Source organism: Vibrio sp. CB1-5, from assembly GCF_059412285.1.
Window position 1 is genome coordinate 77,324 of sequence record NZ_JBJHPB010000011.1, and the last position, 17,911, is coordinate 95,234.

Consider the following 17,911-nt stretch of genomic DNA (forward strand, 5'->3'; position numbering starts at 1 on the left):
GATGCCGCAGTGTTTCAAGATTGTTGCCACTAACCTTTTGTTTCTGCTCGCTCTGTAATCAAACAGCCTCATTACGTCATTATCAAGTCTTGCGGCGGCGATGATTTCTTATATACTGTATGTATATACAGGTGTCTTATTATGCATGAATTGATTAGTGATTTACAAAGCAAGCAACTGATTTGGAAAGGAAATCGAGTCGACTCTCCCGGCGAGTATCAAGCGACCGGTTTTCCCGAGCTCGACCAACGCCTTGGTGGGGGTTTTCCGACTTCTGGCGTTATTGATATCCAATCACAACAAGGTATTGGCGAGCTTAGATTATTGATGCCCTACGTACAAAAACACGCGGCACAACGACTGTTCGTACTGATTAATCCACCGGGATATTTGTGTGCCGAGTATCTCTATGCTCAGGGCATCGCTCCGTCGCAAGTACTTTTGATCTATCCAGACTCTCCTCAACACGCACTTTGGGCTGCAGAGCAATGCTTAAAAAGTGGCGCATGTTGCGGCGTCTGTCTATGGCATAGCGGAATTGAAATCCATCAGGCGAAGCGCCTTCAAGTAGCGAGTGACATTGGTCACTGCCTACAGTTTCTGTTTAAGCCTGAACTCAGCCAAGGTGATTCACTGGTCTTTTCTTTGCCTGTCTCACTCAGTTTGACTCTGGCACCTCACGATATGGGGTTATCGGTCTCCATTACTAAACGTAAAGGCGGATTTGTACGCGACCAGTTCGTGATTAATATGCACGACCGATGGCCAGAGCTTACTCGCACTCACCAAACTCGCCCTTCAACCGTGGTTGCGTTTCCAATGCGCCAGGAAGGATAGTCGATGTTGTTGTGGTTATACCTACATTTTCCAACCTTGCAGCTCGATACTTTGTTCGCATCATTTAAGCAGGCGCAACCTAACGCGACGGATAAGCAACAAGAAGCGCTCGCCATTGCTATTGTTGATGGTCGTCGACATACCGTTGTACAAGCCAATATGTACGCATTGGAGCAAGGCGTTACATTAGGCATGGGGCTTGGCAGCGCCGCTGCGCTTTGCCAAGATCTACAAGTGCACCCTTATGACAGCGATGTTGAAACGCGTCGCCTGCAAGACATTGCGCAGTGGCTCTATATGATCACCTCGGATATCTGTCTGTGTCCTCCTAATGGCCTGCTGCTTAAAGTCACCAATATGCTGTCGCTTTACGACGGTATCGGAAACTATTGGAACGCTTTACAGGCGCACTTAGCGCATTTAGAGGTACAGACGTACTACTCAACCGGCGTTTCACCTTATGCGGCGATGCTCATGGCAAAACAAGGCCGCAACTGGATTGAACCCAATCGCGACAAACTTAATCAGGCGCTCGCACGCTATCCACTGACCTGCTCCGAGCTGCCAACCAAGCAAGTCGAAAAATTGCAGCGCGTAGGGATCCAAACGATTCAAGATCTACTTGGGCTACCGCTCCCTGACATTGCTAAGCGCTTTGATATCGACTTAGTCAATTATACCGGCAGGCTTACTGGGCAATTTAAACACCCGGTTGATTTCTATCATCCACCAGAACATTTCCGCCAGTACTTAGAGCTACTGTTTGATATCGAGAACATCGACTGGCTACAGAAGCCCTTAACGCGCTTGTTCCGACAATTAGAAGTGTTTCTTAAGCTAAGGGATAAGGTCGCATTTGAACTGTCATTGACGCTGCATCAACGTGATCACGGTGATAAATCGGTGAGCTTCCACTCGGCCCAAGGGGATTATCTGGCAGAGAAATGGCAAGCCTTATCAGCCCTCACTTTGGAAAGCATTCAATTGGACGGTGCGGTGAGTGGGTTAACTCTGAGCATAGTCCGTGCCGATGAAGTGCAAGTGCATGAACACGATCTGTTTAGCGGGGTAAAAGGTCGTCAAACGGCGCTAGAGCTTATCTCCACACTGCAAGCCAAGCTTGGGCAACACAGTGTCACCTCATTAACGCTCACCGACGATCCAAGACCGGAATACGCCACCCAACCGAGCCCCCCTGCCGCGACAGAATCACCCAAGGTAAATGCTCACTTACCTATTAAGCTGCGTCCAAGCCTGCTGTTTAGCTCACCAATGCCACTGGAGCAAAAAGTCAGTGTTGTTGTTGGGCCCGAGCGTATTGTCAGCGGCTGGTGGGATGGTAACCCGGTAAAGCGTGATTACTATGTAGCACGCAGCGAACACGGCCAATGGCTTTGGGTGTTTCGCACCGAAGACAAACAGTGGTTCACCCACGGACAATTTAGTTAACCCTTAATTCGTTGATCAGTAGACCGTTAACCATGAAGTACGCTGAGCTTTTTTGTCAGAGCAATTTTTCCTTCCTTACCGGCGCCTCCCATGCGGAGGAGCTGGTGCTGCAGGCCGATTTTTTACAATACAGCGCCATCGCGATAACCGATGAATGCTCAGTTGCTGGAGTGGTACGCGCTCACACTGCCATTAAGCAGCATGACTTATCGGTTAAGCAGATTGTTGGCAGCATGTTTTGGCTCAACAGTGAGTGTCAATTTCTATTGTTATGTCCAAGCCGCGAAGCTTACGCGGAGCTGTGCCGCATCATTACTAACGCGAGGCGTCGCTGTGAGAAAGGCGAGTATCAACTCTCGGAATGGGACGTGATGTCGCTGCGTCACTGTCTAGTCATTTGGCTGCCTTGTGGCGATGAACGCGATCTCAGATGGGGACGTTGGCTTGAGCAATATCACGCCCATAGGCTTTGGATTGGTGTGCAGCGTCACCTTAATTCTCATGAGCATAAATACCTTGCTCATTGTGAATCACTGGCTGTAGAACTGCAGCGCCCTATTACTGCTTGTGGTGGTGTATTGATGCACACCGCGACACGCTTGCCACTGCAGCACACCTTAACCGCTATTAAACTCAACACGTCTATCGATAAAGTGTGTGGTCACTTACTGGCAAATACTGAGCGCAGCTTACGTCCTAAGGCCAAGCTGACGAAGCTGTATCGTGAAGAGTGGCTAGAGGAAAGTATCTACATTGCCAGCCTATGTACGTTCAAGTTAAAAGAGCTCCAATATGAGTACCCTAGCGAGCTGATCCCCAATGGTAAGACACCTATGAGCTATTTAAGGGAGTTGGTCGAACACGGTAAACGACTACGCTTTCCTGAAGGGGTGCCTGCGGAGGTTGAGCAAACAATCGAAAAAGAGTTATTTCTTATTGAGGATCTTAAGTACCCTTTCTATTTTTTGACCATTCATGACATCGTCATGTTTGCGAAGCGAAAAGGGATCCTTTATCAAGGTCGTGGCTCTGCGGCTAACTCAGTGGTCTGCTATTGCCTCGAAATTACCTCCGTCGACCCAAGACAGATCTCGGTACTTTTTGAGCGCTTTATCAGTAAAGAGCGCAATGAGCCGCCTGATATTGATGTCGACTTTGAGCACGAACGTCGCGAAGAAGTGATTCAATACATCTATCAAAAATATGGCCGTGAGCGGGCAGCGCTTGCAGCGGCAGTGATCTCTTACCGATTTAAAAGTGCGGTACGCGATGTGGGCAAAGCGCTAGGCGTTAGCGAAACCCAGCTTGATTACTTTATTAAAAACATCAACCGCCGCGACCGCTCACAAGGGTGGCAGGCGCAATTGGTCGAGCTTGGCCTAAAACCAGACTCTCTCAAAGGACAGCAATTTATTGAGCTCGTCAACGACATCACAGGCTTCCCTAGACACTTATCTCAACATGTCGGTGGCTTTGTGATTGCATCCGGACCTTTATACGAACTCGTGCCGGTAGAGAACGCCGCGATGGCTGAGCGCACCGTCATTCAGTGGGATAAAGATGACCTAGAAAGCTTAGGGCTTCTTAAAGTCGATGTGCTCGCCTTAGGCATGCTCACCGCTATTCGTAAATGCTTCCAATTGGTTGAGAAGCATTATGGCCGCAAGCTGAGCATCGCCGCTATTACGCGGCTTCAAGATGACCCCAATGTCTACGGCATGCTTCAACGTGCCGATACTGTTGGCGTGTTTCAGATTGAATCTCGCGCGCAAATGAGCATGTTGCCACGCCTAAAGCCAGCAACCTATTACGATCTCGTGATTCAAATTGCCATCGTCAGACCTGGACCTATACAGGGCGATATGGTGCATCCATTTCTTAAACGTCGCAACGGTGAAGAGCCCGTCTCTTATCCCTCAGAGGAGGTCAAAGCCGTACTCTCACGCACATTAGGTGTACCAATCTTCCAAGAGCAAGTCATCAAACTGGCGATGGTGGCAGCAGGGTTTACTGGTGGTGAGGCCGATAAGCTGCGCCGCGCAATGGCAGCTTGGAAGAAGAACGGCAACTTGGCCAAGTTTCGTCATAAGTTGATCGATGGCATGCAGCAAAACGGCTATCAAATTGACTTTGCCGAGCGGTTGTTTGATCAGATCTGTGGCTTTGGTGAATATGGCTTTCCAGAAAGTCACTCAGCGTCATTTGCAGTGCTGGCCTATTGCAGTGCTTGGCTGAAGTATTACTATCCTGAAGCCTTTTACACCTCACTACTGAATAGCCTTCCTATGGGCTTCTATAGCGCTTCACAATTGATTCAAGACGCTAAACGACATCGAGTCGATATCGCGCCTGTCTGTGTCAATCGCTCGACGTATCATCACTATCTGCGACAGAGTGCCAAAGGGTTAACACTTCATCTGGGGTTTAGGCAGGTCAATGGATTAAGTGAGCAGAGTATTCAAAAGCTTCTACAGCATAGGCCACCAGAGGGCTTTCGAACCCCAACGCAAATCAAACAACTCGGGCTCAATCGACGTGAATTGGAAATTCTGGCCTCAGCCAATGCTCTCCAATGTATTTCGGGGGATCGCTACGCCACACGCTGGGCCATGATGGACAGCTTAGATGACTTACCCCTATTCCAGAACGGTGCTCCATCGCCATCAGCAGATCCGTTACCTTACAAGCCTTCAGCCATTGAAGATATGCTTGAAGATTTTTCATCGATGAATGTATCACTGAGCAAACACCCTATCACCTTGCTCGGCGAAGCGGGCAAACTAGGCCGTTTCACCCGAATGACAGAGTTAATAAACAAAGAACATCAATCTCTGGTCACAGTAGTGGGTATGGTCACTGGTAAGCAGTCTCCGGGAACGGCAGCTGGAGTCACCTTCTTCACATTAGAAGACGACACTGGGAACATTAACGTCGTAGTATGGCAAGCCACTGCTAGAGCACAAAAGCAAGCCTATCTCACCTCAAAGATCCTCAAGGTGAAAGGCATATTAGAACGTGAGGGCGAGGTAACACATGTTATTGCGGGCCGGCTTATTGACATGACAGAGCAGTTAAGTGAGCTGAAAGTACAGTCTCGTGAGTTTCACTGATCCAGCGCTTTTTACTGAAAGTAAAAAACAAAAGCGGGAACCAACGTTCCCGCTTTTTTTAAATCGCATGGATTAAACATCCACTTTTACTGCCGCTTCCGTACGTCTTTTCTTCCATTCCCTGTAGATGAGTAAACTCAAAGTCATTAAGACCTTCGAAGTTAACCATATCATTCTGATGGAACAACCTTTAGCTGGTAGTAAATTGTATTGCGCGTATCTACGAGTTCACACCAATAAATACAGCTTAATTATAGAACAACTTTTACCGTATATCGTGATTTATTTTGCGGTGCAAAATTTTAAAGATCTTGACGAATACGCTGCTGAACGACATCCACCAGCAAGTCAGGCTGGAACTTAGAAATAAATCTGTTACATCCAACTTTCTCCACCATCGCATCATTGAAGCTACCGCTGAGTGACGTATTAAGGGTGATAAACAGATCTTTCATACGCGGATCGGTGCGTACCTCATGAGTCAGTTTGTAGCCATCCATCTCAGGCATTTCAGCATCGGTGATCATCATTAGAAGCTCGCTGCAGACATCAATGCCCTCATCACACCACTGCTTGAGCAGGTTCAGTGCCATCAAGCCATCAAAACACTCGATGATTTCCACACCAAGCTGAGCAAGCGTCGCTTTCACTTGATGACGAGCTGTTGATGAATCATCAACTATCAAGATTTTCTTACCTGCTAGGTGAGGCAATAAAGCACGATCTAAAGTTTCTTCTGAAATGGCAATGTCGTAGTCGATGATCTCAGCCAATACTTTTTCAACATCAATGATTTCGACCAAGCTCACACCATCCGCTTCTTCAACTTTAGTGATAGCGGTAAGGTAATTTGAGCGTCCTACAGTGCGCGGTGGCGGTTGGATCTCAGTCCAGGCGGTATTAACGATATTCTTCACTTCACCAACGAGGAAACCCTGAACAGTACGGTTGTATTCGGTGATAATAAGGTTTTGTACGGCTTCTTCCTGCAAAGTAGGAAAACCAATCGCACGGCGCAGATCAATGACCGGCAATGATTCACCACGAAGAGAGGCGACACCACGGATACTTGGGTGCGAGCCCGGAAGCTGAGTCAAAGGAGGCAGTTTAAGCACCTCCTTAACTTTAAAAACATTAATAGCAAAAGTTTGACGACTGTTCAGCGTGAACATCAACAGCTCAAGTCTATTCTCACCCACTAACTGGGTACGCTGGTCAACAGAACTCAATACACTCGACATGAGGCTTCCTTGGCAAAAACTATAACGATTTCTTATCTCATGTTATCGGCAGGAAGCACAAGAAGTTTACTGTCTAAACAAGAAAAAAGATGACCGCTAGCAAAGAGTGTGAAAAGCGTTATCCTTCAATGACTTTCATTAATAGCAAGCCATCATACAGTGCTTGCTTCACCAAAGCGGCACCGGGCATCGTTGCTTGCTTGTAGAAGCGTGACTCAACCAGTTGCAAGTCTTCGGTATAAACCGGCAAGCTTTGTTTGGCAATGCAGCGTTCAATTGCGGGGTAAAGGATATCTTTAGCTTGGTTGATGACACCACCAATTAGGACTTTCTCAGGGTTGAACAGGTTAATCACTATCGCAATTGCACTGCCGAGATGGTCACCTAACTTTTCAACGACATTGATAGCAAGCGCATCACCTTTTACTGCGGCTTCACAAATCGCTTCTACCGATATTTCTTCGCATTCGGATAGTATCGATGCTTCGCCTTTTGCCAACCGCTGAGTGACTTCGTCGCGGATCGCTTGAGAGCTCGCAACCGTCTCAAGGCATCCTGTATTGCCACAATGACAATCTTTACCTTGGCGGTTGATCTGGATATGACCAAGCTCACCAATATTACCATGACGCCCTTGAAGTACTCGGCCGTCTAATACAATGCCTGCTCCGAGACCATGGTGAATCGAAATCAATACTGAGTTATCACAGTCCTGAGAGTGACCAAATAAGTTCTCAGCCAGCGCCCAAGCTCGGGTGTCATTTGCCACAAAGACTGGCAATCCAGTTACTTTGAATATCTCTTCGGCCACGTTGAGGTTCTTAACGTTGTAATGCGGCATCTGCAGAACGATGCCCTTGTCAGAGTTCACTAGCCCCGGAAGCGTAAGCGCGATACTGGTGACACGATCGAGCTGCTCGCTGTAGCTTTCGAAAAAGTCTTCAATCTCAAACAACAAACGTGCAAGCACATCTTCTTGATCCACCTCATGAATTTCAATTTTGGTATCAATAAGAACATCGCCACCAAGCTCATGCAGTGCAATAGATAGGTAACCACGACCTAAACGCATAGAAAGAAATTGCCAACCTTGGTTGTTGGTCTGTAGACCAACCGCAGGCCGTCCTCTACTGGTGGCTTCTTGAACCGCCGTTTCGTGGATAAGATGTGCTTGAATGAGTTCTCGCGTAATTTTTGTGATACTGGCAGGTGCTAAAGCACTTAATTTAGATAGGTCGATACGCGAAATAGGCCCAAATTGGTCTATCAGTTTATACACACGACCAGCATTGATCTGCTTGATATGATCAATGTGCCCGGGTTGAGCCATGTACATTTTGAACTCCAAAAAACAACAACCTGTTAATTTTTTTACTTTGCGAAGTAATTGTGAAGCAGTTTATAAGATTGCCGTGACAAATATCACGCATATCGATGGAACTTTGGGGCACGTATCAAGTTACGCTCGTAGGGTCTGTCACAGTTTGCGGCATGACTGTTCAATTATTAACCAATCATTTTTAATGGCTTGTTACGTTACATTGCACTTATTTAGCACCAATTAATAACTTATGGATTTGTCAATACCCAAAGGGGTTAGCTAGCTTGGTGAGGTTGCCAAAGATCATTATTGCTACTGGTGAGTGCTTTGTGTTGCTTTGCAAAATTATAGCTTTCTACAAAACGGAAACCGGCCTCTAAACCGACTTGATAGTCGTGTAAAATATCATCGACATCACTAAGTAACGACGAGGTCTTTAATGGCTGATCGGGTGCTATTTGCCAAATGAAACAGTCATCCGGCGGGGTCTTTAAAAACTCGCTGGTCAGCGAATACGTCTGGTAGTGCACCATTAACATGTCCGCAAGTCCAGAATCAAAATGTTCACCAAATAAGTGACTGAGGCGGTAGATATCTCCAGCGCCAAACAACCAACGGCCACCATTGATAAGCTTTAGGTGCTCGGCTTGCTTAAATGTATCGGCTTTTGCCTTACGACTTTCAAAAAAAGATCCCCAGTCATTTGACCATTGATCGACTTTATCTTGCCATTGCAGTTGCAAGTTGTTTAACGAGTCTCTTAGCCAAGTGGGCGATTCTGTCGCGACAGGTTCGTCCTCCACCAGCTTAGGTTCTTCGGTGACATATTGTTCGGTTCGAATAACAATGATACTGCGGCATTCTTGTCGCCATGCTTGCTGAACAGGGATGGAAGCCGAGACTCCCCCATCAATAAACTCATTTCCTTGGTGAGCGACAGTGCCTTCAAACAAAGTAGGAATGGCGCTGGTGGCCATCAAAACTTGATACCAATCCTCTTGAAGCATAGGCAGATAGTGATCTTTTAACGTATTCACGTCGGTGGTCGCTGCAAAAGCGCGCCGATGACCTACTACTCGTCGCCCCATATCGATATCTAGCTTGTAGGGATAATCACAAATCTTATCCAGTGCCCATTTCAGGTTGAGATATTGCTTACGACGCATAAAACGGAATAAATGAAAAAACTCAGGGGCGGTTGTTAAGTCGAGGATGAATGACTTGCCAAGTTCGGCCTGACGGGAAAGGAATGCACAGATGTTTAGCGCCCCTGCTGATGTGCCGTAAAACTCATCAAAAGGGTCGAAATTAGATAACAAAAAGGCGTCGAGCACACCTGAGGTGAAGATGCCACGTTGACCTCCACCTTGTGCCACTAACGCCGTTTTCCCGTCTACATATTTACCAAATTGTTGATAGTCGATAACGGTGCGGGTATTGGTTACTAAGCCTACGTTCGCCATATCGTTGTCTAAACTGACAAGATAGCGATAGCACCAAAAGCGATAATCGTACTAAACGCAATAGTTGTGATTGTGAGTGCTAACTTTAGATCGTACTCCATAACCCCTCCTTTTGTAACATTTCACTTACCATTGTGACACGCATTTACAATCTTAAAATAACCATCCAAAAATTATGGCGTTAGAGTCACACTATGATTAAAACTAGTAGAAGAAATGTGATTTGAAAAACAGATATTCTGTTTAGGAGCAAGAAATGCGTTCATACCCTACCACTGGAGTCACTAAAACACTGACTCGTGTGATTACCATCACCACTGCGGTTTTTATTAGCTTTCACTGCAATGCAACCGTCATAGTGACCCCATTCATTGGTTACTCTTTGGGTGGCGGAGCTGAGACCGCAGACGGTACCAACTATGATATTTCTCCATCCGCAAATTTGGCATTGGCTATCGAATTCCCGTTTCGAAATGGAAGAATGGGTGCTTTTTATTCAAGACAAGACTCCTCTCTCGATAACCTAAACCTTGATACCACAATCCAATACCTTCAGTTTCAGAGCAGTGCCGAGTATCAAATCGGAGAAAGTACTCAGACTTATATCGGTGCAGGATTAGGCGCCTCTCATACGTCAGGCCAGTGGACGAAATCTCACACCGGCTTTGCCGCCAGCATTTTTGGCGGGGTTGAATATTACCTAACCAAGAATCTTGCAATCAACGGACAGCTCCGCTGGCAAGGTACCGTTGTAAGTAACGATTCCGTTTCCATCTGTAATCTTCCTACTGAAGATCAGAGCTGCTTCATTGCTTTTAATACGAATTGGATGAATCAGGTGCAAACGAATCTCGGTTTAAGTGTCAAATTTTGACAAATCTTAATAAAAATAAAGCCCGCTTGATGAGCTTAACCAAGCGGGCTTTATTAGATAAGTCGTTACTTATGACGCTCTTTAAGCTTGTTCACTACATCATTCATCGATAAACCTTGGTCTTGCAACAGCACCATCAAGTGATAAATAAGATCGGCAGATTCACACACTAGTTCATCCTTGTCACCCGACGTTGCCGCAAGCGCGACCTCAACGCCTTCTTCGCCCACTTTTTGCGATATACGCTTGGTGCCGCGGGCATACAGGCTCGCGGTATAAGAAGATTCCGGATCCGCATCTTTTCGAGCGGCAAGAAGTTGCTCAAGCTGATGAAGCCACACCATTTGCGACTCCTCTTGAGGATCGCCATCAAAACACGTTGTTGTACCGGTGTGGCACGTAGGACCGATTGGATCGACCTTGACTAGCAAAGTGTCATTATCACAATCCAAAGAAATGTTCTTTAACTGAAGGACATTTCCTGACGTTTCACCCTTAGTCCAAAGGCGAGATTTGGTACGTGAAAAGAAAGTGACTTGTTCGGTATCTAACGTTTTTTCAAGCGCGGCAGGGTTCATGTAACCCATCATCAATACTTGGCTAGATTGAAAGTCTTGGACGATCGCTGGAACCATACCGTCTACTTTTTCCCAGTCGATACGCTGTGTTAAATCTGCGGCTGTTTGGCTCATAATCTGATCTCCACACCTTGTTGTTTCAAATACTGCTTTAGCTCACCAATATTGATGATCTGCTTGTGGAATACCGATGCCGCAAGTGCACCATCAACGTTAGTTTTCTTGTAGGCTTCTGCAAAATGCTCCATAGCACCCGCACCACCTGATGCGATAAGCGGCACGTTACACACTTCGCGTACCATATTGAGCTGTTCAATATCGTAGCCGTTGCGAACGCCATCTTGGTTCATCATATTCAATACGATTTCACCCGCACCGCGCTTTTGTACTTCCTGAACCCAATCACGAGTTTCCCATTTGGTTGCCTTAGTGCGCGCTTCATCGCCGGTAAACTGGTAAACCTGATATTTACCCGTCTCTTTGTCAAAGTAAGAGTCAATACCCACAACGATACACTGCACGCCAAACTTATCCGCCAGATCAGTAATAAGCTCTGGGTTGGCAAGCGCAGGTGAGTTGATGGACACTTTGTCTGCGCCAAACTCAAGAATGCGCGCTGCGTCTTCTGCTGATTTAATACCACCAGCAACACAGAAAGGGATATCAATCACTTCTGCAACACGCGCGACCCAGCTTTTATCAACAACACGGCCATCACTAGATGCGGTGATGTCATAAAAGACCAGCTCATCCGCTCCCTCTTCCGCGTAGCGAGCAGCTAACGGTACGATGTCACCAATGATCTCGTGGTTGCGAAACTGGACGCCTTTAACCACTTGCCCGTCACGGACATCCAAACAAGGAATTATTCGCTTAGCCAGCATTGGAATGCCTCCTCTGCGGTGAACTTACCGTCCAATAATGCCCGGCCGACAATCACACCCGATACGCCAGTACCTTTCAGCGCTTCAATATCCGCTAGGCTGCCAATGCCGCCTGATGACTGGAATTGAACCTGTGGGTATTGCTTACATAGGTCAACGTATAACTCAACATTGCTGCCTGCTAGCGTGCCATCACGAGAAATATCCGTGCACAATACGTGCTTGAGCCCCACTATTAGATAGTCATCAATCAGTGCTTCAATAGTGACGCCTGAGTCTTCTTGCCAGCCAGAAATCGCCACTTTTCGAGTGCCGTTCTCATCAATATTAATATCCAGCGCGAGCACAATACGCTCAGCGCCGTATTTTTCCATCCAGCCTTTGACTAGTTCAGGCTGTTTAACGGCCGTAGAACCAACCACAACACGCTGTGCACCCGCTTCTAGCAGGTCAACAACATCTTGCTCACTGCGAACGCCGCCGCCAATTTGAATGTTAGCTGGCGTACCCGCGAGCAATTTCGCAATAAGATCGAGCTGGCGAGCCGTCGTATCTTTAGCCCCTGTCAGATCAACAAGGTGTAGCCAGTTCGCACCGGCTTGGTGATACAAGTTGAACTGCTCAATAGGATCAACTTTGTACTCGGTCACTTGGCCATAGTCGCCTTGGTAAAGACGCACTACTTGTCCTTCAATAAGGTCTAATGCAGGAATAATCACGTTTCAATCCTTTAGCCTCACTGCCTTGTGAGGCGTCATATGTCTGTTCTATTTAGTGCCAAGCTTTTGCTTTTAGTTTGCTTAGCAAAGTGGCAAAGGCAGCGGTTATACCAGCTCTAAAAAGTTCTGAATCAGCCTTGAACCCGCTTTCGAAGAGCGCTCTGGGTGGAACTGCACGCCATAGTAGTTACCGCTTTGAATCGCTGCGCTAAACGGGTTCCCGTAATCACACTCCGCGATGGTGTAGTCGCCCACTGGCATACCAAAGCTGTGTACAAAATAGAAATACTCGCCCTCTTCAATGCCAGCAAAAAGTGGATTGCCAGGGGCGGCTTTCACGGTATTCCAGCCCATGTGCGGTAGTGGCAAATCACCCGTTTCTAAACGTCTTACTTCACCTTCACATAGACCTAGGCACTCAACAAGCTCATCAGCCTTTTGGCCTTTCTCTTGAGAAAGCTTACCAAGCAGCTGCATGCCAAGACAGATCCCAAGCACGGGCTTTTCAACCTGTTTTACTAGCTCGATGAGGTTACGCTCTTCGAGGTTTTTCATTGCTTCACTAGCCGTGCCAACGCCTGGCAAAAACAGTTTATCTGCAGCTAAAACCACTTGGGGCTCTTTAGAGATAACGACTTGGTAACCAAGACGCTCAATCGCAAACTTAACCGAAGAAACGTTAGCGCAGCCAGTATCGATAATGACAACATTTTGGGTGGTCATTACAAGACTCCTTTACTGCTTGGTAGCTCATTGCCTTCCACTTTAATCGCTTGTCGAAGTGTGCGGCCGAACGCCTTAAAAAGACTCTCAATAATGTGATGATCATTGTCACCAGAAGAAGATAGGTGCAGCGTACACGCTAGCGTATCTGTCAGTGAACGGAAGAAGTGCACGACCATTTCTGTCGACAGGTCACCCACTTGCTCGCGAGAGAACTGCGCATCAAACTTAAGATAAGGGCGACCAGACAGGTCCAAACCACACTGCGCTAGACACTCATCCATTGGCAGACTGAAACCAAAACGGCCAATACCACGTTTATCACCAAGCGCCTCTTTTAATGCTTGGCCTAATGCCAATGCCGTATCTTCAATGGTGTGGTGATCATCAATGTGCAAATCACCTTTCACAAGACACTTCATCTGGAAGCCGCCGTGCGTAGCGATTTGATCCAGCATGTGGTCGAAGAAACCCATACCCGTTGAAATTTCGTTGCCGCCTGCTTCATCGAGGTTAACAAACACTTTGATGTCGGTTTCTTTCGTGGTGCGTACCACTTCAGCCGTGCGAGCTTTCACGGTGAGATCTTGTAGGATCTGCTTCCAACCCATGGTTTCAGGGTTGTACTGGATACCGCGAATCGCCATGTTCTCCGCAAGTTGAAGGTCAGTCTGACGATCGCCAATCACTGCTGAGGTTTTGAAGTCTACCTTGCCGCTTTGTAGATACTCTTTAACAAGCCCTAGCTTAGGCTTGCGGCACGAGCAGTTGTCTTCGTCGAAGTGCGGGCAAATCAGCACGTCATCAAACTTAACGCCTTGAGACTCAAAGATCTCCATCATCATATTATGCGGAGCATCGAAGTCAGCTTGTGGGTAGCTATCAGTACCCAGACCATCTTGGTTGGTCACCATCACTAAACGATAGCCTGCATCTTGCAGTGCTAGTAGGCTTGGGATGACGAATGGCTCAAGCTTCAACTTGTCTAGACGGTCAACTTGAAAGTCCACTGGCGGCTCGACAATTAACGTGCCATCGCGGTCAATAAATAAAATTTTCTGTTGGTTGCTCACTCTATAAATCCTTTTTCTATTGCACCAGTGCTTAAGCGGCACTTTGTTCTAATTGGTTGCGGATGAATGCCAACGTTTTTTCACACTCGTCGCGATTCCCTACACTGATACGCACACAATTTTCGATGGGCGAATTACGCAAAATAATGCCGGTGTCCCATGCTGCTTTAAATAGCGCATCACCCTTTTCAAACTTGACCAGCAAATAGTTGCCCCAGCCCTCAAATACCGTCACACCCGGAATCGTTGATAGACCGGCCTGCAAATACGCGCGATTGGCGTTGAGATCCAACACTTGGAACTTAGCGCGAGCTAGGCCTTGCTCAGACAGTGCCTGCTGCGCAATTTCCGCGACAGGAATTGGCACAGGGTAAGGTGCAATCACTTTAAGCAGCACGTTGATGAGCTCTTCATTCGCCAATGTGAAACCACAGCGAAGGCCCGCTAGTGCGAACGCTTTAGACAGTGTGCGCAAAATCGCGAGGTTTGGGTATTGAGCCAGAAGATCAACCGTTGAAGCTTCAGGACAGAAGTCGATATACGCTTCGTCCATAACCACGATGGCTTTGTCTTTTGTCATCTCAAGAAGAGAGACAATGTCTTCTCGGTTAACCAAATTGCCCGTCGGGTTATTTGGACTACAAACGAACACCAGCTTAACGCCATCTAGGTTGGCTTCGATCTCTGGTAGATTAAGCTGCCAATCTGCAGTTAACGGCACGGTTTTGCGCTCTACACCAATGGTTTCTGCACTAATGGCATACATGCCATAGGTTGGTGGACAGTAGAGAATGCTGTCTTCGCCTGGCTCGCAGAAAGCGCGAATCAGCAGTTCAATGCCTTCATCAGCACCACGTGATGTTAACGTTTGTTCTGGCTTAACACCTGCATAATTGGCGTAGGCTTCAATGAGCTGCTTTGGCTGACATTCGCTGTAGCGATTAAGGCGAGCAAAGTCAGTTTTGTATTCATTGTTGAACGGAGATTCATTGGCATTAAGCCAAATATCACCGCTACCCCCAATTCGACGCGCAGACAAATAAGGCGTCAGTTGTTGAACTTGCTTACGAGCTAATTTTTCCATCATTCACTCTCCGGTCTACGCTTTTTGTGCGTTGAGCTTCTCTACACGTATCGTCACGGCACGTTTGTGGGCGTCTAGGCCTTCAGCTTCAGCCATAGTTACAACGGTAGGTGCCAAACCTAGTAAGCCATCAGCACTTAACTCTTGAACCGTCATGCGCTTTGAAAAATCCGCCAAACCAAGACTTGAGTATGTGCGAGTGTAACCATAGGTCGGCAAAACGTGGTTGGTCCCTGATGCGTAATCACCCGCAGACTCAGGTGACCAGTCACCCAAGAAAATAGAACCTGCATTATCCAGCAGAGGCAAAAGCTCACGTGGACTCTTAGTCTGAACAATAAGGTGTTCTGGGCCATAGTAGTTGGAAATCGAAACACATTGCGTCAGAGACTCTGCAATAATGATTAAGCTAGAGCCCAATGCTTTTTCAGCGATATCAGCTCGAGATAGTTGCTTCAGTTGTCGCTTCACCGCTTCTGTTACTTGATCAGCAATGATTGGTGAAGGTGTCACAAGTACAACTTGAGAATCTGGACCATGCTCAGCTTGGCTCAATAGATCTGATGCAACAAAATCTGCATCCGCCGTTTCATCGGCAATCACAAGGACTTCGGAAGGGCCCGCTGGCATGTCAATCGCCGCACCACGGAAGTCGTTGCTCACTTGGCGCTTCGCTTCCGTCACGTATGCGTTACCAGGACCAAAGATCTTATCGACTTTAGACACGGTCTCGGTACCGTACGCCATTGCTGCAACAGCTTGGCCACCACCGACGTTGTACACTTCGTCGATTTTACACAGCTTAGCAACGTACAAAATCTCATCCGCGATTGGCGGTGGTGAACATAAAACCACCTTGCGACATCCTGCAATTTGCGCGGGTACGCCAAGCATCAAAACGGTCGATGGAAGCGGTGCACTGCCACCTGGAATGTACAGACCGACTTTATTGATAGGTCGCGTCACCTGCTCACAAACCACACCAGGTTGTGTTTCCACACGCAGAGCTTCTGGACGCTGCGCTTTGTGAAATTTAGCAATATTGGAATACGCTTGTTCAAGTGCTTGCTTCATCTTCTCAGACAAGCGGCCAGACGCCGCTTCAATCTCATCAGCAGAAACACGAATCGATTCAGGACGCACGCGATCAAACTTCTCAGTAAGATCAAGCAGCGCTTTGTCACCTTCACTACGAACTTGATTAATGACTTCAGTCACGGCGGCCGTAATGTTTGCACCTTCAGTAATTGCCGGGCGCTCAAGTACGGATTCTTGCTGAGATTGACTTAAGTGTTGCCAAACTACCGTTCTCATCGATTACCCCATCATCTTCTCAATTGGAAGGACAAGAATAGAGCTTGCACCCAGTTCTTTAAGCTGTTCCATGGTTTCCCAGAACAAGTTCTCTGTGCTCACTAGGTGAACCGCTACGCGCTCTTTGTCTGTCGAGAGTGGCAATACAGTTGGGTCTTCAGCACCAGGAAGCAATGATTTAATTTGCTCTAGTTTCTCAACTGGCGCGTGCAGCATGATGTATTTAGACTCTTTCGCCTGTTGAACACCTTGCATGCGAGTAAGCAGCTTGTCGATAAGTGCAAGTTTGTCAGCATCAAATTCACCCATACGCTGAATAAGTGTCGCTTTCGAGCGGAAGATTACTTCAGCTTCTTTTAGGCCATTCGCTTCAAGCGTCGCACCTGTTGAAACCAAATCTGCGATCGCGTCAGCAAGACCTGCACGCGGCGCAACCTCAACAGAGCCGGTTAGCATACATGCGCTAAAGTCGACACCTTGCTCATCCATGTACGCTTTAAGAAGTTGTGGGTAGGTGGTGGCGATACGTTTACCAGCAAGATCTTGAGGACCGTTGTATGTTTCGTCTTTATCAATGGCGATAGATAGACGGCAACCACCAAAATCTAGACGGCGAAGCGTTTTGAACTCGTTTGCCTCACCCAGAGCTTTACGGTCAAGGCGCACTTCTTCCAATTCGTTCTCACCGATGAAACCAAGATCCACCACGCCATCCATAATTAAGCCAGGGATGTCATCATCTCGAACAAGCAGAAGATCGATTGGCATATTTAGTGAGTGTACAACAAGACGCTCACCCATTACGTTGAACTTAACACCACACTTTTTCAGTAGGTCTTGGCTCTCTTTACTTAGGCGACCCTTTTTTTGAATCGCAATTCTTAGGCGTTGTGTTTGCATTGCTGTATCCCTGTGCAAATTATTGATTTTTAAATTATAAAACGAAAAAACCCTCGGGAGCTTTGGTCTCCCGAGGGTTTCATTCTTAAATCTTAAATCGAACCTCCGAGAGTTTTACCTAGCTCTCGGGTATGCAGACATCTCCCGAAAGACTAAGCTGGGTGATGGTAATGATGATGAATATTCATATCAAAGTTTTGCATACTTATTACTGGGTTCCTTTGTATCTGTACCCTCACACTAACTAAGCTCATGCCGATTTTCAACCCCTATTTTCCAGATCGGGCTAATTTTTTTTTGTACTCGCTAATTAGTATGGAAATAACTGCAGTTACAGGGTG

16 protein-coding genes and 1 other annotated feature are annotated in these 17,911 nt (G+C 47.0%); of the genes, 4 read left to right on the forward strand and 12 right to left on the reverse strand.

Going from position 1 to position 17,911, the window contains the following annotated elements:
• Nucleotides 1-141 precede the first annotated feature (141 nt).
• Genes imuA through ACJB0T_RS10335 form a run of 3 tightly spaced genes read left to right on the forward strand, consistent with a single transcriptional unit; the run spans nt 142 to nt 5,396 of the window.
• Nucleotides 142-837: a translesion DNA synthesis-associated protein ImuA gene (imuA, locus tag ACJB0T_RS10325; RefSeq protein WP_479290698.1), complete on the forward strand. Its 696-nt coding sequence runs from the start codon at nt 142-144 to the stop codon at nt 835-837.
• Between the two features lie 6 nt (nt 838-843).
• The gene (locus ACJB0T_RS10330) at nt 844-2,286 is read left to right on the forward strand and encodes a Y-family DNA polymerase (RefSeq protein WP_479292284.1); all 1,443 of its coding nucleotides are present in this window, start codon (nt 844-846) and stop codon (nt 2,284-2,286) included.
• A gap of 32 nt (nt 2,287-2,318) precedes the next feature.
• A complete protein-coding gene (locus ACJB0T_RS10335) occupies nt 2,319-5,396 on the forward strand; it encodes an error-prone DNA polymerase (protein WP_479290699.1) in 3,078 nt (1,025 codons plus the stop codon).
• A 302-nt stretch (nt 5,397-5,698) separates the two neighbouring features.
• Here ACJB0T_RS10335 and ACJB0T_RS10340 read toward each other — a convergent pair whose 3' ends face one another.
• The 4 genes from ACJB0T_RS10340 to cydH form a co-directional block, all read right to left on the reverse strand.
• Nucleotides 5,699-6,637, reverse strand: a complete 939-nt coding sequence (locus tag ACJB0T_RS10340; protein ID WP_479290700.1) for a chemotaxis protein CheV — start codon at nt 6,635-6,637, stop codon at nt 5,699-5,701.
• Nucleotides 6,638-6,755: 118 nt separating this feature from the next.
• Entirely contained in the window at nt 6,756-7,973 is a 1,218-nt protein-coding gene (gene mlc, locus ACJB0T_RS10345; RefSeq protein ID WP_479290701.1) for a sugar metabolism global transcriptional regulator Mlc, read from the reverse strand.
• A gap of 260 nt (nt 7,974-8,233) precedes the next feature.
• Nucleotides 8,234-9,421 (reverse strand): patatin-like phospholipase family protein, encoded by a 1,188-nt coding sequence (locus tag ACJB0T_RS10350; protein ID WP_479290702.1) that lies wholly within the window; start codon nt 9,419-9,421, stop codon nt 8,234-8,236.
• Nucleotides 9,422-9,429: 8 nt separating this feature from the next.
• Nucleotides 9,430-9,522: a cytochrome bd-I oxidase subunit CydH gene (gene cydH / locus ACJB0T_RS10355; RefSeq protein ID WP_112460475.1), complete on the reverse strand. Its 93-nt coding sequence runs from the start codon at nt 9,520-9,522 to the stop codon at nt 9,430-9,432.
• Nucleotides 9,523-9,677: 155 nt separating this feature from the next.
• Between cydH and ACJB0T_RS10360 the strand changes: the two genes are divergently transcribed.
• The gene (locus ACJB0T_RS10360) at nt 9,678-10,295 is read left to right on the forward strand and encodes an outer membrane protein (RefSeq protein WP_479290703.1); all 618 of its coding nucleotides are present in this window, start codon (nt 9,678-9,680) and stop codon (nt 10,293-10,295) included.
• A gap of 65 nt (nt 10,296-10,360) precedes the next feature.
• Here ACJB0T_RS10360 and hisIE read toward each other — a convergent pair whose 3' ends face one another.
• From hisIE to hisG, 8 genes are all read right to left on the reverse strand, one after another.
• Complete coding sequence (hisIE, locus tag ACJB0T_RS10365; RefSeq protein ID WP_353496589.1) at nt 10,361-10,987, reverse strand: bifunctional phosphoribosyl-AMP cyclohydrolase/phosphoribosyl-ATP diphosphatase HisIE; 627 nt, start codon at nt 10,985-10,987, stop codon at nt 10,361-10,363.
• A complete protein-coding gene (gene hisF, locus ACJB0T_RS10370) occupies nt 10,984-11,757 on the reverse strand; it encodes an imidazole glycerol phosphate synthase subunit HisF (RefSeq protein ID WP_112460471.1) in 774 nt (257 codons plus the stop codon). Before hisF ends, hisIE begins: the two co-directional genes overlap by 4 nt.
• On the reverse strand, nt 11,739-12,476 hold the full coding sequence (hisA, locus tag ACJB0T_RS10375) for a 1-(5-phosphoribosyl)-5-[(5-phosphoribosylamino)methylideneamino]imidazole-4-carboxamide isomerase (protein ID WP_479290704.1): 738 nt from the start codon (nt 12,474-12,476) through the stop codon (nt 11,739-11,741). The genes hisF and hisA overlap by 19 nt, the downstream gene beginning before the upstream one ends.
• Before the next feature lie 105 nt (nt 12,477-12,581).
• Nucleotides 12,582-13,199: an imidazole glycerol phosphate synthase subunit HisH gene (gene hisH / locus ACJB0T_RS10380; RefSeq protein ID WP_479290705.1), complete on the reverse strand. Its 618-nt coding sequence runs from the start codon at nt 13,197-13,199 to the stop codon at nt 12,582-12,584.
• Nucleotides 13,199-14,272: a bifunctional histidinol-phosphatase/imidazoleglycerol-phosphate dehydratase HisB gene (gene hisB, locus ACJB0T_RS10385; RefSeq protein ID WP_479290706.1), complete on the reverse strand. Its 1,074-nt coding sequence runs from the start codon at nt 14,270-14,272 to the stop codon at nt 13,199-13,201. Before hisB ends, hisH begins: the two co-directional genes overlap by 1 nt.
• Before the next feature lie 31 nt (nt 14,273-14,303).
• Nucleotides 14,304-15,356: a histidinol-phosphate transaminase gene (gene hisC / locus ACJB0T_RS10390; protein ID WP_479292285.1), complete on the reverse strand. Its 1,053-nt coding sequence runs from the start codon at nt 15,354-15,356 to the stop codon at nt 14,304-14,306.
• A 15-nt stretch (nt 15,357-15,371) separates the two neighbouring features.
• Complete coding sequence (gene hisD, locus ACJB0T_RS10395; RefSeq protein WP_479290707.1) at nt 15,372-16,670, reverse strand: histidinol dehydrogenase; 1,299 nt, start codon at nt 16,668-16,670, stop codon at nt 15,372-15,374.
• A gap of 3 nt (nt 16,671-16,673) precedes the next feature.
• On the reverse strand, nt 16,674-17,570 hold the full coding sequence (gene hisG, locus ACJB0T_RS10400) for an ATP phosphoribosyltransferase (protein WP_112477863.1): 897 nt from the start codon (nt 17,568-17,570) through the stop codon (nt 16,674-16,676).
• Between the two features lie 41 nt (nt 17,571-17,611).
• Nucleotides 17,612-17,747 (reverse strand) — a sequence feature (His leader region).
• Between the last annotated feature and the right edge of the window lie 164 nt (nt 17,748-17,911).